The 16648-nt window shown below is 63.5% G+C and carries 11 protein-coding genes; 8 read left to right on the top strand and 3 right to left on the bottom strand.

What is annotated here, in order from left to right; genetic code table 11:
• Positions 1–155: 155 nt before the first annotated feature.
• The 3 genes from ABSG20_RS02255 to ABSG20_RS02245 form a co-directional block, all read right to left on the bottom strand.
• Complete coding sequence (locus tag ABSG20_RS02255; RefSeq protein ID WP_423862851.1) at positions 156–1082, bottom strand: FAD binding domain-containing protein; 927 nt, start codon at positions 1080–1082, stop codon at positions 156–158.
• Positions 1079–3766, bottom strand: coding sequence for a molybdopterin-dependent oxidoreductase (locus ABSG20_RS02250; RefSeq protein ID WP_423862850.1), 2688 nt, complete (start codon positions 3764–3766; stop codon positions 1079–1081). The genes ABSG20_RS02255 and ABSG20_RS02250 overlap by 4 nt, the downstream gene beginning before the upstream one ends.
• Before the next feature lie 265 nt (positions 3767–4031).
• On the bottom strand, positions 4032–4670 hold the full coding sequence (locus tag ABSG20_RS02245) for a TetR/AcrR family transcriptional regulator (protein WP_423862849.1): 639 nt from the start codon (positions 4668–4670) through the stop codon (positions 4032–4034).
• A 183-nt stretch (positions 4671–4853) separates the two neighbouring features.
• Between ABSG20_RS02245 and ABSG20_RS02240 the strand changes: the two genes are divergently transcribed.
• The 8 genes from ABSG20_RS02240 to ABSG20_RS02205 all read left to right on the top strand — a co-directional run.
• Positions 4854–6206 (top strand): HlyD family secretion protein, encoded by a 1353-nt coding sequence (locus ABSG20_RS02240; protein WP_423862848.1) that lies wholly within the window; start codon positions 4854–4856, stop codon positions 6204–6206.
• A gap of 53 nt (positions 6207–6259) precedes the next feature.
• Entirely contained in the window at positions 6260–7849 is a 1590-nt protein-coding gene (locus ABSG20_RS02235) for a DHA2 family efflux MFS transporter permease subunit (RefSeq protein WP_423862847.1), read from the top strand.
• A gap of 66 nt (positions 7850–7915) precedes the next feature.
• Complete coding sequence (locus ABSG20_RS02230; protein WP_423862846.1) at positions 7916–8905, top strand: hypothetical protein; 990 nt, start codon at positions 7916–7918, stop codon at positions 8903–8905.
• Between the two features lie 9 nt (positions 8906–8914).
• Positions 8915–10405 (top strand): MBOAT family O-acyltransferase, encoded by a 1491-nt coding sequence (locus ABSG20_RS02225; protein WP_423862845.1) that lies wholly within the window; start codon positions 8915–8917, stop codon positions 10403–10405.
• Between the two features lie 346 nt (positions 10406–10751).
• Positions 10752–12554 carry an ABC transporter ATP-binding protein gene (locus tag ABSG20_RS02220; protein ID WP_423862844.1) on the top strand — a complete coding sequence of 601 codons (1803 nt, stop codon included), beginning with the start codon at positions 10752–10754 and terminating at the stop codon, positions 12552–12554.
• Between the two features lie 79 nt (positions 12555–12633).
• Entirely contained in the window at positions 12634–13956 is a 1323-nt protein-coding gene (locus tag ABSG20_RS02215; protein ID WP_423862843.1) for an O-antigen ligase family protein, read from the top strand.
• Between the two features lie 170 nt (positions 13957–14126).
• Positions 14127–15503 (top strand): serine hydrolase domain-containing protein, encoded by a 1377-nt coding sequence (locus tag ABSG20_RS02210; RefSeq protein ID WP_423862842.1) that lies wholly within the window; start codon positions 14127–14129, stop codon positions 15501–15503.
• Positions 15504–15619: 116 nt separating this feature from the next.
• On the top strand, positions 15620–16648 hold a 1029-nt coding region (locus tag ABSG20_RS02205; protein WP_423862841.1), incomplete at its 3' end, for an ATP-grasp domain-containing protein.

Below are 16648 nucleotides of genomic sequence, written 5' to 3'. Positions count from 1 at the left end.
CCCAATACAAGAAAGGCGACCCATAGTGTTGCCTTGGTCATTGGATCCATAGACGACGGCGCTGATGCGGACGGGGAAGACCTGTGGTCCTGACACCTGAGGCTGGTGTTAGGCCTTCGGAGGCTCGTTCGGCTCAATCGGGCCGAACAAAACCGTTAATCCGATGCTTGTGTCGCCAGCCGCTCCAGCACGTCGCGAACGACACCAACCAACAGATCGAGCTTGTATGCCGTCATCGGCAACGGTTTTGCCCCTGTTGTCGCCTGCTCCGCCGCATTTGCGATGGTGGTCGCATTCGCCGGCCTGCCGTGCAACGCGGCCTCGCTTGCCGAGAGCCGGAGCGGGACCGGCGCGATGCCGCCGGCGGCAATCCGGATCAACTGGAAGGTGCCATCGGAGATCACGGCGCGGGCGCACACTTCCGCCAGCGGCCATTCCGCATGACTGCGGCTGATGGCGCGCTTGTAGAGCCCGCGCTCGGCTTCAACCGGAGCCGGCAGCTCGATGGTACGAATCAATTCGCCGGCTTGCAGCGCATTGTCGGCACCACCAGAGCCATCGCCCAGTATATCGGCGATCGTCAAGCCGCTGCGCCGGCTGGTCGTGATTGACGCATCATAGGCCAACAGTGCCGCCGCCATGGTCGAGGGATGTGGCGCCACGCAGCGGCCGAGATCGAAGGCCACCGCATAGAGATGATTGCCGCTGCGCGCCGGACAATCCGCGCCTCCCTTCTTCAGGCAGGCAAGGCGCGGATTGCGATAATACCAGCAGCGCGAATGCTGGGCGAGGTTGCCGCCAAGCGTGGCGAGATGGCGTATCTGCGGCGTGGCAAGGCCGCTCGCGGCAGCCGCAAGGCCAGGATAGGCTTGCGCGATGGCCGCGTCCGATGCGATCACGGCGATGGTGGTGAGCGCGCCGATGCGCGCCGCACCCTCAGCGCCCCAGTCGATCCCGGTTGTGACGGTGGGGTCGGCAATATCGATCAGGGGTCCGCGCGACAATCCGCTGCGCCGACGTTCGGACAGGTCGGTGCCTGCGGCGCGGAATTCGGCCGATGGCGCGATCGAAGCTGTGCTCATGCGGCCCTCCCGTTCAGCGCAGCGATCAGAAGGTCGGGCCGGATCGGGATCTGCGTCATCCTGACACCTGTCGCATTGCAGATGGCGTTGGCAATTGCGGGCGAGGTCGGAACCGTTGCCACTTCGCCGATGCCGACGCTGCCGCCGAGCACATGATCAAAACCGCCTTCATCGAAGTGCACGTCGATCACGGGCGTGTCGGCGATGCCGGGAATGCGATAATCCTCCATCCCGGCCGTGAGGATGTCGCCGCTGCGGGGATCGGTCTCGCGCGCTTCGTAAAGCGCGTAGCCCAGGCCCTGGATCACCGAGCCCGCGGCCTGACTGCGGGCGAGCGCCGGCGCCGCAATGTTTCCGACGGCGATGCCGGTGTGAACGTTGCGGGCACGGACGTGGCCGAGCCAGGTGTCGACCTCGACCTCGATCACCTGCACCGAACTTGGTACTCCCGCGCCGATGGCAAGATTGGAGAAACGGCGCATCATCCAGCCAAATATCGTGCCCATGAAGCCGACCTCCTTCAGCGGCGAGCGAATCCCCGGAGATACCGGCGCGCTGTCTTCCGGGCGCACCGCGGAGACGCTGATATCGGGCGAGGCTGCGATCATTTCCCGCCATGGTGCGTTCGACCCGGGGGCGGGCCTGCGTTTGGCATTTTGCTGGATCGCGGTCTTGAGCTTCTGAACCGCCAGCAGCGCTGGCGGTACCACCGAGGCGGTGGTGCGGCTGCCGCCCGAGCCCGGTCCTTCGATCAGTCTGGAGTCGCCGATGCGAACCTCGATTTCATGCGGCTCCAGTTCGAACTCCCGCGCCACGGTATTGGCGATCACGGTGCGGCTGCCGGTGCCGATGTCCTGGATCGCAGTTGAGGCGATGATGCGTCCGCCCTTGACGGCCAGTTCGACTTTCGAGCCGGGTTGCCAGAGATAGAGCCAGTAACCGGTTGCTGCGCCGACGCCACGGCGGTAGCGGCCGGTCTGCGACGAAGGTGTTGGCCGGTTGCGCCAGAGCTCAAGGCCGCAGGCCCAGTCGTACAGGCGTTGCCGATTGGGATCGGGATCCCAGCGTTGGCGCAAGCTGATGGGATCGAGCTTCATGCGCAGCGCGGCTTCGTCGATCGCCTGTTCCAGCGCGAACGCCATCGGCGGCCCGCCGGGGCCGCGAAAGGGAGCCCCGGGCGGCAGGTTGCTGACGACGTCGAAATCCCTGAGCTCCTTGGCTTCCGCCGGGTAGATCAGCCGCGCCAGTGCGGCGATGGTCGAATTGGTTGCCGCCCCGGTGTCGGCATAGGCCGTCAGCGACAAGGCCTTGAGATGCCCGTGCGACGAGGGCAACAGTGCAATGCGCATTTCCGCCGCTGGCCGGTAGCCGGTGACGGAGAGCTCTTCGTGCCGGTCGTAGGCAATCCTGACCGGCGCCTTGGCCGTGCGCGCCAGCTCGATCGCCGCGATCGTCTCCACGCCGAGGCTCGCCTTCGAACCAAAACCGCCGCCGACATGATCGGCGATCACGCGGACCTTGTCGGGGTCGAGCTTGAAGCGTTTGGCGATCAGCTCCATCAGGTGGAACACGGCCTGGGTCGAGACATGCACCGTCAGGCGATCGCCCTCGAAACGGGCGACCGCGGCATGAGGTTCCAGGCAGGCATGCGATTGCGTGCCGGTCCGGAACGTGCCCTCGACCAGCCAGGGATTTTGCGCCGCGCGCGCCTCCGAAAGCCAGCTTCGCGCCTTCTTGGCCTTGTGCGAGAAGGCCGCGGAAGGCCCGCGGACGTTCTGTTTCCAAGCCGCCGGCGCGACCGTGCCTTCCGAGGCGTTGGCCGCCTTCTTGCGGCTCGACTTTTCGAACACGGTCGGCGCGTCGGGCTGGCGCGCCGCGTCCAGCCCGATCACGGACGGCAGGCGTTCGCTGCTGATCCTGATGGCGGCGATGGCGCTGAGCGCGGTCGTTCGATCCTTGGCGGCGACGGCTGCGATGGGGTCACCGACATAGCGAACGATCTGATCGTCGCCGAGCAGGGAGATGACCGCGCTGACGCCCGATATTGCGCGTGCCGGCGCGAGATCGATTTCAATGATTTTGGCGTGGGTGAGGTGCGAGCGCAGGATCAAGCCTTCGAGTTGTCCGTCATGATGGATATCGACAGTATATTTCGCGAGCCCCGTCACCTTGTCGCGCGCCTCGATACGGGGCGGGACGATGTCCTTGCCGTCGAAGTGGCCCGCACAGGCCTCGGTCACGGCGCGAAAGATGCCCTCATAGGCGCCGCAGCGGCAGAGATGGCCTGACAGCGCCGCCCCGATTTCCTCCCGCGAGGGTGTCGCCGTGCCCCTGGCCGCCCGCCAGCGGTCGAAAAACGCGGCCGCCTCGACGATGAATCCCGGCGTGCAGAACCCGCATTGCAGCGCGTCGTGCGCCATGAAAGCATTCTGGATCGGGTGCAGCCTATCGGCGCCGATGCCCTCGACCGTCGTCACCGATTTGCCGGCGGCGGCACGCGCCGGCATCAGGCAGCTCACCACCGGCGCGCCGTCGACCAGAACGGTGCAGGCGCCGCAGACGCCGGCCCCGCACACGAGCTTGGTGCCGGTGAAGTTGAGCGTGCCCCTGATGACATCGATCAGAAGCATATCGGGATCATCGGGCAGGGAGGCGATGCGGCCGTTGATCGTCATGCGGCTCATTTGCGATCTCCAATTATTTTGCGGGCGGATTTTATCTGCGGCGGCGGTCGAGCGCCTGTCGCGTCAGCCTGGCTTCGGCCGCCTACTCGACCGAAGATCGCCGGAGGCCCTGCCGCGGCCGAACACCCGCATCGTCGCGGCATGGATGATACGATCAACTTTACAAGTTTGACCAAACAATACCAATTGTCGAAGCAAGTGGCTGTGAAACGGCCGTATGGCAGAGCCGTCGGAGCGTTGCCGTTTCGCAGACCCGATCGCTCTGTCAGGCCGGCTTGACCCGATAAGCCGCAAGGAACATCCGCGTCGCGCTCTCGACGACCTGCGCGATGCGCTCCGCCGAAGGCGGTGGCGCGGCTTGAAAGATGAACGGCAGGAACAGCGACGCCTGACAGGCCATCATGAATTGCGAGGCCGCGAGCTGGCAGTCCTCGACGGCCAAATCCCCGGCGTCGACATGCGCCGCGATGTATCCGGCCAGACGGCGAATGGTGTGTTCGAGCACCCGCTCGTAGTAGCGGCGGCCGACATCCGGCATCCGCTCGGCAATGGCCATCACAGTTCGGATCGCCGACCCGCCACCCGGCCGGCATAACAGTTCAATATAGGCCCGGCCGAACTCCAAAAGCGTGGTGGCGACGTCACGCTCGGGATCGAAATTGAAGGCCAGCCGGCCCTGCTCGAGGGTTTCCTCCTCGACGATGGCTTCGAACAAGCGGTTCTTGTCGGCGAAATAAACATAGAGCGTGCCTTTGGAGACGCCGGCGGCGCGGGCGATTTCACCCATGCTGGCGCCGTCGAACCCGAGCGCCATGAAGACCTTGCTGGCGCCCTCGAGAATCTGGCGGCGTTTTGTGCTGTCCTCGTCGACAAAACCGAGGGCGCTGTGATGGGCTGCAACCATTAGTTAACTTTCCCAGGAGGATTCCCGACCCTGAAACGCCACGGAAGGAAGTGCCATCGTAATCAGTCTGCAGGCGAATATAGCTTGACCGAACCGTTCGGTCAATGCTAGTGGAGTGGATACCGCGGCAAAGTCGGCTTACGGCCGTTGCTGCGTCGCAAAATAATTGTCAGGAGGGCCGCGATGGCCGCAGCGAGAGACCAGGCCGCACGCGTCCTACGCCCGGAGCCAGATCCGGCGGTGGGTGAAATCGCGCACGATCCGTCTGCGGTGCTCGCCGAAGCGCTTCGTGCCCATCTTGCCGAGGAGACCATCGCGCGCCGCCCGATGGAGAACCCGGGCAACCCACCGATCGAAATACCGCTGATCGATCGACCGGTGGTCGACAAGCCGGCCGTCGACAAACCTGCCATCGAGACGCCGGCTCTGGCGTCCGCCGCACCGAAATCCGGTGCGCGCAAGAAGGTGATGATAGGTATAGGCGCGCTGCTCGCGCTCGCCGCTGCAGCCTACGGCGTGCACTATCTGCTGGTCGGACGCTTTTTCGTCAGCACCGACGACGCCTATGTGCGCGCCAACAACACCACGCTCGGCGCGCGGGTGTCGGGGCACATCGGGGCAATTCTTCCCGGTGACAACGCAGTGGTGCGGACCGGCGACGTGGTCTTCAGGATCGATGACGGCGATTATCGCATCGCGGTGGATGCCGCGCGCACCAGGATCGCGACCCAAGAGGCCACCATCGACCGCATCGGCCGTCAGGTCGCCGCGCAGCAAAGCGCAGTCGAGCAGGCCAAGGCGCAGCTGGTCTCGGCGGACGTCGCCCTGAAGCGGGCCGGCCTTGACTTCGAACGCCAGCAGGCGCTGAGCGCCAAGGGGTTTGCCTCGCATGCGACCTATGAGGTGTCCGAAGCCGGGCGGGATCAGGGCGTCGCCGCGGTAAAATCGGCGCAGGCGGCTTACGACAATGCGCTCGATAATGTCGAGGTCACCAAGGCGCAGCAGGCCGAGGCCCGTGCTCAGCTCGCGGAACTGCAGACCTCCCTCGCCAAGGCCGAGCGCGATCTCGGTTTCACCTTTGTGCGCGCGCCGGTCGACGGCACCTTCTCCAACCGGCTGGTCTCCACCGGCGACTACGTCGTGGTCGGGCAACGACTCGGCAATCTGGTGCCGCTCGACGACGTCTACATCGATGCCAATTTCAAAGAGACGCAGCTGAAGCGCATCCATCCGGGCCAGCCGGTGACGATCTCGGTGGACGCCTATGGCCATCGCAAGTTCTCAGGCGTCGTTGATAGCATCTCGCCCGCGGCCGGCTCGGTCTTCACGCTGCTGCCGCCGGACAATGCCACTGGCAACTTCACCAAGATCGTGCAGCGGCTTCCGGTCCGCGTTCGCGTGCCGAAGGATGTCGCGAGGCAGAATCTGCTGCGTGCGGGGATGTCGGTCTATGCCACCGTCGATACCACCGAAGGAGCCAGGGATGCCGAGAGCGATGCCGACCTCGACTCGCCCATGATGATTCATCCGCAATAATGCGCGCGGCCGGGCGCGTGCCCGTTTGCGAGCACCCCTGACCCGAGTAGAGCATGTCCAGCGCCACCCCCGCCGCTCCCCTTGCCATGATCAGCGCCGCCGCGGCTACGCCGCAGCGCATCGCGCCGCGGCGGCTGGTTGCGTTTCTGATCATGGTGTTCGGGATGTTCATGTCGATCCTGGATATCCAGATCGTCTCCGCTTCGCTCACCGAAATCCAGGCCGGCCTGTCGGCGAGTTCCAGCGAGGTGTCGTGGGTCCAGACCGCGTATCTGATCGCCGAGGTGATCGCGATTCCATTGTCCGGATTCCTGTCGCGCGCGCTCGGCACCCGCCTCTTGTTTGCGATTTCGGCTTCCGGCTTCACCATCGCCAGCTTCCTGTGCGGATTTGCGTCCTCGATCGAGCAGATGATCCTGTGGCGCGCGATCCAGGGGTTTTTGGGCGCGGGCATGATCCCGACCGTTTTCGCTTCGGCCTATACGGTATTTCCGCGCTCGAAATTCCATATCGTCGGCCCGATCATCGGTCTGGTCGCGACGCTGGCGCCGACCATCGGCCCGACCGTTGGCGGCTACATCACCGACGCCTTGTCATGGCACTGGCTGTTCTTCATCAACGTCGTCCCGGGCATCGGCATCACCGTCGGGGTTCTGGCGCTGGTCGATTTCGACCAGCCGAATTTCGAGCTGCTCGACCGGTTCGACTGGTTCGGCCTGATCGCGATGGGGGGATTTCTCGGCTCGCTCGAATATGTGCTCGAGGAAGGACCGCAATATGAATGGCTGCAGGACACCTCGGTCGCGGTCTGCGCCGCGGTCGGCGTCATCTCCGCGATCGCCTTCTTCTACCGCGTGCTATCAGCCGCAGAACCGATCGTCGATATCCGAGCCTTCAACGATCGCAATTTCGGCATCGGTTGCCTGCTCTCGTTCTGCATCGGCATTGGCCTCTACGGCCTGACCTATATCTATCCGCGCTATCTTGCGGAAGTGCGCGGCTACAGCGCGCTGATGATCGGCGAGACCATGTTCGTCTCCGGCGTCACGATGTTTCTCACCGCGCCGATCGTCGGGCGGCTGATCCAGAAGGTCGACATGCGCCTGATCATCGCCGCGGGTCTGATCATTTTCGCGCTCGGCTCCTTTCAGATGACGTGGATCACCCGTGACTACGATTTCTATGAGCTGCTGCTGCCGCAAATCCTGCGCGGCGTCGGCATGATGTTCGCGATGGTGCCGACCAATACCATCGCGCTTGGGACCTTGCGGCCGGATCGGGTGAAGAACGCCTCGGGACTGTTCAACCTGACGCGCAATCTCGGCGGCGCGGTCGGGCTTGCGGTCATCAACGAGGTTTTGAACGATCGCACCGATCTGCATATCGCCCGGCTGCAGGAAAGGGTGACCTGGGGCAACGCCACCGCGACCGAGACGCTCAACATGTTCACCCAGCGCATGCAAGGCATGGGCGATGCCGCGCTGATGGCGATGAAGCAGTTGTCCCAGATCGTTCACCGACAGGCGGTGGTGATGGGATATGGCGATGCCTTCTTCATGCTGTCGCTGTTTTATTTGGGCCTCAGCCTGCTGGTCTTGTTTTTGAAAAAACCGGCCTCGATGTCGGCAGAACCCGCGCACTAGATCATATCCGATTAGATTGAATGGGATGATATTGTCTGCCGTGGCGGTTCATGCTTGAACGGCGGCATGATGCGCAGCCTTTCCACCTTTCACTGGAAATCTCTCCCGCGCGTTCAGGCGGCGTCGGCGCGATGGATCGCAGCCACGCTGGCGCTGACCGCGGCGGCGTGGCTTGCGGCATTGGCGGGACTACTGGCGCTCGCCGACCGCGTGCAGGACGATGTACCGGCGCTGCTGGCGGCCAAGCTGCCGCTGCTGCAATCGGGCCCCGAACTGATCTTCGCCGGCGAGAGCCGCACGGTCTATCAGGTTGATCCCGACCTCGCCGCGCAGCTGATGGGCAAGCCCCGGGGCGGCGCGGTCAATATCGCCTATGACGCCGGCGAGCCGCTGGCGCTGGAGGCTGCGATGCAGCGCGCGCCCGATCGCTTCCAGAACGCCCATGTCGTCATCAGTGTGGCGCCCTTCCTGTTCAACGAGGGCGTCCGGTCGGCTGCGGTCTATCCGCAGGACGTCGCGGCGCGGCTCGGCGTCCTCGAACAGATGCGTTACTTCCTGCCGCTGCGCGTCGGCACGCTGATCCGCTTCATCCGCGAAGCCTTCAATGCCCGGCTCGCCGCCGACCAGCACGTCGCCGATACCGGTCCGCGACCCGCCTCGCTCGGTTTACACATCATCGACCGCACCCAGCCCGCCGACCGGTGGCCCGCCGATATCGGTTCGCACGGGCATTACGCCAATTGGGACCTGTCGGGTCCGAAGGCGCGTTTTGAGATCGGCGCGCTCTGCGACATGGTGGCGCTGACGCGCAGATTAACCGTCGTGGTGCCGCCATGGGCGCCGCGCTACGACCGGGCCCACGATCCGTCGTGGCGGGAGAAAGACGATCAATATGCCGGGCTGGTCATCGACGCCGGCCGCCGCTGCGGCTTCGATGTCCTGAATATTCAGTCGGTACCCGGACTCGAGCAGGGCAATTATTCCGACGAGATGCACGTCAATGCCTCCGGCGTGCCGATCTACACGCGCTATCTCGTGTCGCGGCTGAGGCGTTAGCCGCATCCGATGCTGTTCTCCTCCTTTACGTTCCTGTTTCAGTTCCTTCCGGCAACCGTGCTGGCATTCGCCGCGGCGCGCCGCCACTCGCCGCGCGCCGGCATCATGGTGCTGGCCGGCGCATCGCTGGTTTTCTACGGCGCATGGCGGCCGGTCTATCTCCTGCTGCTGCTGGCCTCGGTTGCGGTCAATTTCGGGCTCGGCCTGCGGATGGAAGATCCGCGGCGTCGCCGGGCTATCGGCACGTTTGGCGTCGCGCTCAATCTCGCGGTGCTAGGTTATTTCAAATACACCAACTTCATTTTCGAGAGCCTGAATACGCTGACCGGCGCACCGCTGCCGTTCTTCAACGTCGTCCTGCCGCTTGGAATTTCGTTCTTCACTTTCCAGCAGATCGCCTATCTGGTCGACGTGATGCGCGGCGTCCCGGTCGAGCGCGACATCGTCAGCTACACTCTGTTCGTATCGTTCTTCCCGCATTTGATCGCGGGACCGCTGGTGCACCACGCCGAGATGATTCCGCAGTTCAAGCGCAGCCGCAGCGGCCGCTCCGCGGTGCTGGCGGCGCGGGGACTTTCGATCTTCGCGGCCGGGCTGTTCAAGAAGGTGGTGATCGCTGACAATCTCGCGCAGTTCGTATCGCCGGTATTTGCGCATCTCGACGCCGGCGGCGGCGTCACCACGCCCTGGGCCTGGCTCGCGACGCTGGCCTACACCTTGCAGATCTATTTCGATTTCTCCGGCTATTCCGACATGGCGATCGGGCTGGCGCTGTTATTCGGCATCCGGCTGCCGGTGAATTTTCGCTCGCCCTATCAGGCGATCTCGATCACCGAATTCTGGCGGCGCTGGCACATCACGTTGTCACGCTTTCTGCGCGACTACCTCTACATTCCGCTTGGCGGCAACCGGCTCGGCGAGCAGCGCCGCTACCTCAATTTGATGTTGACGATGCTGCTCGGCGGGCTCTGGCACGGCGCGGGCTGGAATTTTCTGATCTGGGGCGGCCTGCACGGCGTCTATCTCTGCATCAATCATCTCTGGCGCGGCGGCGCGGGGAAGCCGGCGGCCGGCTTGACGGCGAGACTATTGGGCTGGGCCATTACTTTTTTTGCCGTCGTCCTCGCCTGGGTGTTTTTCCGGGCCAGGACCCTGGCAGGGGCGTGGCAGATGCTGGCTGCCTTGTTCGGATTTGAGGCCGGCAGTTCCGCCTTCGCCTCCCCCGGCATCCTGCGGGTGATGGATCTGCCGGTGCTGGTGGGCGAGCAGCAGTTGCTGCTGTTCGGAAGCGGCGCGGTCGCGCTGGCGCTGGCTGCAGCGCTTTTCCTGCCCAATGTTTCCCGGCTTTTTGGTTATCGCGAATACCGACACGCGCCTGAGCGGGCCGCAATGCTGCGATGGCGCCCGACCGCGGCATGGGCGCTCCTATCAGCGCTCGCTTACGCGATCTCGTTGTTCGGCATGTGGCAGCGGCTGGAATTTTTGTATTTCCAGTTCTGATCGCGCCGTGTCCAACGGCCGCCGCACGAACAAGCCAACGAAGCAGTGCGCCATATTGCCAAACACCCTTGATGCTTCTATAAGCAAACCATTGTCGCTCGAACTGGGGAGGGATTTGCATGATTTCGTCATATTCGCAGATCGAACGCCCGCGTCCGACGCCTGTGCTGGACAGCCGTTCGGGCCTTTGAGGCCCAGCTTCGCCAGCATCGATCGGGCCTGACGTCCCGATCTCCAGCTTCCCAGTAACTCACCGATATCTTTCAACGACGCTTGCGTTCGGTCTGGTGCCGCCGCGCGTCACTTAACGGAGCCGGTCGGCGCGCAGGCGCAGCCGGATGACACCATGACCGCTCAAGCCGACAAGCGTCCTGCGGCAATACGTGTGGTATTGCCCTTCGTGTTTCGACACTGGCTGCATCAGCCGGTCGCCGCGGCCATTGTCGCCGGCGGTCTGTTGGGCGCGACCGCGGCCGATCTGTTCATGCCGGTATTCTCAGGCCGTCTGATCGACGCGATGACGGCGGGCGCGTCGGACCCGGCCGCGCGCCGGGCGGCATTCGCGGCATTCGCCGCGATCGTGGCGCTCGGCCTCGCCTCGATGATCCTGCGCCTGGTCGGGCTGCGGGTGATCGTACCGTTCACGTTGCAGATCATGTCCGACGTGTCGCGCGAAGCCTTCATGCGGGTGCAGCGTTTCTCCACCGACTGGCACGCCAACAGCTTTGCAGGATCGACCGTGCGCAAGGTCACGCGCGGCATGTGGGCGCTCGATTTGCTCAATGATACCATCCTGATGGCCTTATTGCCGTCGCTCGCGGTGCTGCTCGGCTCGATGATCCTGCTCGGGCTGCACTGGCCGTCGCTCGGCCTTGTGATCGCCGTCGGCGCCGCGGTCTACGTTCCGATGATCATCCTGTTTTCGACGCGCTATATCGCGCCCGCCGCACGGGTCTCCAACGCCTGGGATACCAAGGTCGGCGGCACGCTGGCCGACGCCATGACCTGCAACGCGGTGGTGAAATCGTTCGGCGCCGAAGCGCGCGAGGATGCCCGGCTGGCGCGCGTCGTCAGAAGGTGGCGGAGGCGCGTGCGCCGAACCTGGCTGCGCTACAACACCACCTTGACGGCGCAGCTGTCCCTGCTGCTGTGCCTGCGCGCCTCCGTGATCGGCGGCGCGCTGCTGTTGTGGATTGCGGGCCGCGCCTCGCCGGGCGACGTCACCTATGTGCTGACCAGCTACTACATCATCCACGCCTATTTGCGCGACGTCGGCATGCACATCAACAATCTGCAGCGTTCGGTCAACGACATGGACGAATTGGTCGCGATTCATGACGAAGCGATCGGCGTTGCCGACGCACCCGGGGCCGTGCCCATCCGCGTCCACGGCGGCTGCATCGTGTTTGAGGATGTGACGTTCCATTATGGCGGCCATCGCACGCCGCTCTATGACGGCCTGTCGGTGGACATCCGCGCCGGCGAGCGCGTCGGTCTCGTCGGCCGCTCCGGCTCCGGCAAGACCACCTTCGTCAAGCTGGTGCAGCGGCTCTACGATGTCTCTGGCGGCCGGATCCTGATCGACGGTCAGGATATCGCTCTGGCGACGCAGCGTTCGCTGCGTAGGCAAGTTGCCATCGTGCAGCAGGATCCGATCCTGTTTCACCGCTCGCTGGCCGAGAACATTGCCTATGCCCGGCCCGACGCCAGCGTGGCTTCGATCGAGCAGGCGGCGCGGCTTGCCAACGCCCATGAGTTCATCCTGCGGCTGCCGAAAGGCTATGGCACGCTGGTCGGCGAACGCGGCGTCAAACTGTCCGGCGGCGAACGACAGCGCGTTGCACTGGCGCGCGCGTTTCTCGCCGACGCTCCGGTCCTGATCCTCGACGAAGCGACCTCAAGCCTGGATTCCGAATCGGAGGCGCTGATCCAGCAGGCGATGGAGCGGCTGATGCAGGGACGGACCTCGATCGTGATCGCGCACCGGCTGTCAACCGTGCGCAGCCTCGACCGCATCCTGGTGTTTGATCGCGGCGAAATCGTCGAACAGGGCACACATGCCGCGCTTGCCAACCGGGCTGGCGGAATCTATCGCGGACTGTTCGAGCGCCAGGCGACCGAGTTCGCCTCCATCTCGGCGGCGGAGTGATCCCTTCTTGCGGGATTGCGGCCTATTGACCGCCTGAGCTAGTCTTTTGCTACTCGTCTGAGAGGCGCGGGGGATAAAAATGACCGAAGCTTTGAGAACGGGGCCCGGCCTGTCCGGACTTTCGCTGGTGCTTTCCGCATGGCGCGATCCGGCCGCGCGGATCTTGAACGTCGATCTGGTGGCGGTCCTGCTCGCCATTCTGCTGCCGTGGTCGACGTCCGGCGCCGCGATGGCCGCGGTGCTCTGGGTGATCGCGCTGGTGCCAACGCTCGAGGCGGGTGCATTCCTGCGATCGCTGAAGCGCCCGATTTGCGTGCTTCCGATCGCGATGTTCGTCCTGGCCCTGGTCGGAACGCTGTGGTCGCACGCTCCCTGGGCCGAGCGTCTCCACGCGGTAGGTCCGACCGTCAAACTACTGGCGCTGCCGCTGCTGCTCTATCATTTCGAACGCTCGACCCGCGGCATTTGGGTTTTCATCGGCTTTCTGGCGTCCTGTATGCTTCTGATGGTGGCGTCATGCATCGCCGCATTCGATCCAGCGCTCTCGCTCAAACCCTATTTGTCGCGCGGACCCTATCTCCCGGTAAGCGGGATCGTCGTCAAGAATTATATCGACCAAAGCCAGGAATTTGCGCTGTGCGCGGTAGCGCTCGCCTATCCCGTCACGACTTTGCTGCGAACGAAAAGAATCGGGCTGGCGGCGCTTCTCGCGGCCGTCGCCGCGGCTTTCCTGGCCAACATGATGTTCGTCGTTATTTCGCGCACCGCGCTGGTGACGATGCCGATCATGCTGGCGGTATTCGCGCTTTTGCATTTGCGGCTGCAAACGGCCATGGCCGCCTTGTGCGCCGCTGCGTTGCTAGCGGCGGTGGTCTGGAGCGTATCGCCCCATTTGCGGATCACGGTATCGAAATTTCTTGCTGACTATCAGCAAACCAGGGTCCAGGGCAACATATCGGGAATGTTTTCGCGTCTGGAATATTGGCGGAAGTCGCTGCGGTTTTTCGAAGACGCGCCCCTGGTCGGACACGGCACCGGATCCGCGCGCGGACTGTTTGAACGGGCCGCGGCCGGCCAAGTCGGCTTCCAGGCCGAAATTGTCGCCGACCCGCACAATCAGACCCTCAACGTGGCGGTGCAGTGGGGCGTAATCGGCGCCGTCGTGCTCTACGCGATGTGGTGGTTGCACTTGCTGCTGTTTCGCGGTGATGATCTGGCGAATTGGATCGGACTGCTGGTCGTCGTGCAGAATTTTTTGACCTCGCTTTTCAACTCGCATCTGTTCGATTTTCACGAAGGCTGGATGTATGTGCTGGGGGTTGGCGTGGCTGGCGGCATGACGCTGCGGGCCGGGCGCGGCGGTGTCAAACATGGGCTAGCAGGCCACCGCGCCGTGGACTAGATTGTCTGCACCGCGGACCACAACCGGGCAACGGGTTCGAAGGTTTATCTCTAAAGGAAATTTAGCCGCGATCCGCCGCGGCTTCGCAGGCAGGGTTTTTTCCCCGACGAATTTGCAGCGTGCGGCGGGCACATGTTCGTCCCTGACGAGACATTTTTCGAGGCAGTCGCATGAAGTATCGAGCCAATCCCAACGTCGACCGCATCTTCTCCCGGTGGAACAAGCCGAATTCCCCCGGCTTCGCTCTCGCAGTGAGCAAGGCCGGCAAGATCGTCTACAGCCGCGGCTACGGGATGGCCGACCTCGATCACAAGATTCCGATCACGCCCGGCACGGTCTTCCACGCCTGCTCGCTGGCCAAGCAGTTCACGGCGATGTGCATCATGTTGCTGGAAGGGAAAGGCAAGCTCTCGCTGGGCGACAAAGTGGGCGACTACGTCCCCGAACTGGGTGAACTCGGCTCGCACATCACGATCGCCGACATGCTTCACCATATCAGTGGTATCAGAGATCAATGGGTGCTGGTGACGATGGCGGGATGGCGCATGTCCGACGACGTGGTCACCTTGGGCGACGTGCTCTATTTCGTGAATCGGATGAAGACACTGAACTTCCATCCTCGCTCCGGTTATTCTTACAGCAACACCAATTATACGCTCGCGGGCCTGATCGTGGAGCGAGTTTCCCATAAGTACCTTTCCGATTTTGCCCGCAAGCATATCTTTGCACCCCTGGGGATGAAGAGCACCACCATCACCAATACCCATGGCCAGATCATGGAGAACCGTGCCTACGGATATCGGGCTGCCGGCAAGGCCTTCGAAATCAGGATGCCGAACTATGATCTCACCGGCGCGACCAATCTTCTCACCACGGTCGAGGATCTCGTTCGCTGGAACCACAACTTCGACTCCCACGTGGTCGGGGGCAAGAAGGCGCTTGCGACCATGCAGGAACCGGTCGCGAAGTCCAACAACTACGGATTGGGGCTGATGAGGGGCGACTACAAGGGCCTTGGGCTGGTCGAGCACGATGGTCGAGATGCCGGATATCGCTCGCATCTTATCCGTTTTCCGGAGCAGCAACTGGCAATAGCGCTATTAGGCAATGTGCTGCTGGTCGATGTCGAAACCGCCGACATCGTGCGCGAGGTCGCCGACGTTTATCTGCCGCGCAAGCGCGCCGCGGCCCGGCAGGCCTCTGCAAAGACCTCCGCGGCGGTCTCCGCAGAGACATCCGCGGTTGCGCCGGAATACGCTGCCCCCAAGGGTTTTGTCGGCCGTTACTACAGCGAGGAGATCGACACCGTCTACGAGGTTGCCCTGGACAGATCGTCGCTGCGAATCGAGCGCAAAAAAAATTTACCGAGCCCGCTCATTCCGATCGCTGCCGACACCTTCGGACTGGACGATTTCAGCAACGTGCTGACCTCGGCGACCGTGAAGTTCAGCCGCGACGCCCACGGCAAAATCGACGGGTTTCGCATTGACGACGCCCGGCCAGCCCCGGAAAATCAACTCCTGAACTTCCGGTTTACCCGGCTCTGAAGAACCGGTTTGGGCCGCCGGAAAAGTTTGCTTTCATTCAGCGGCTTTTCCCAAACCTTAAATTGCTGTAGGGATGCATCCCCCGAAATGTATCTTTTCCGCGCGATCGAATTGCAATGAAGAAACCCATGATCCGGGTGCTGGTCACTGGCGCTGGGACCGGCTCAAGCGCCAATCTCATGCGTGCACTTCGAGCCATGGCGCCGAAACCGTTTGTGGTCGGGGTGAATGATGACCGCTTCGTCCTCAAATTGTCGCTGGCAGATCGCAGCTATCTGGGCCCGGAGCCGGCCAACAAGGACTACGTCGACGCGCTGCTGGCCATCATCCGGCGGGAGCGCATCAACGTCGTGATGGCGACGGATGACAATGCGGTGAAGGCGCTGTCCGATGCACGTGTCCGGTTTCCCATCGAGCTGTTGTTGCCACGCCCGGAGACGATCGAGCTGTGCCAGGACAAGTACGCGCTAACCGTATTCCTGCGCCGCCGGAACATTCCCGCCCCGCGCACCTTCGAAGTCAAATCACTGCGGAGTCTCGAGGCGATCTTTTCCAGATTCTCGCGTCGGGGACTGCTGTGGTGTCGCGCGCGCCGCGGCTCGCGGTCGCTGGCGGCCGCGCCGGTCGCCACCATCGAGCAGGCGCGGGCGTGGATCACGCAGTGGCGGGACCTGCGGGGTGTCAAGGTCTCCGACTTTACCCTCGGCGAGTACCTGCCGGGACGGCATTTCATCGTCCAGAGCGTCTGGCACGAGGGCGGCCTGCTGCGCGCGCAGTCGATCGAGGTCCTGAGTTATTTCGCGGCGGGAAACAACCCGAGCGGAACGTTCTCGCTTTCCTGCCTGGCCAAAACCGTCGCGGCGCCCGAAGCACTACAGGTGACCCTCGATGCCGTGCGGGCGATCGAACAACATCCGTCGGGGGCATTTTTTGTCGAGCTGAAGGAGACGGCGGATGGCGTTCCCGCTATTACCGAGATCAACGCTGGGCGCTTCCCGTCGGGGGTTACGGCACTGCTGGCGGTCGGCAAGGACAACATGATCGGGGCGTTTGCCTCAACCTGCGTCGGCCAGCCAGTCAGGATCGCCGAGCCGCTTGGATCAGCGCTGGAGTACTACATGGTGCGGGACATCGACGCCGTCCCG

This window comes from Bradyrhizobium sp., assembly GCF_049512235.1.
Taxonomy (GTDB): domain Bacteria; phylum Pseudomonadota; class Alphaproteobacteria; order Rhizobiales; family Xanthobacteraceae; genus Bradyrhizobium.
This window is presented reverse-complemented; position numbering and strand designations above follow the sequence as displayed.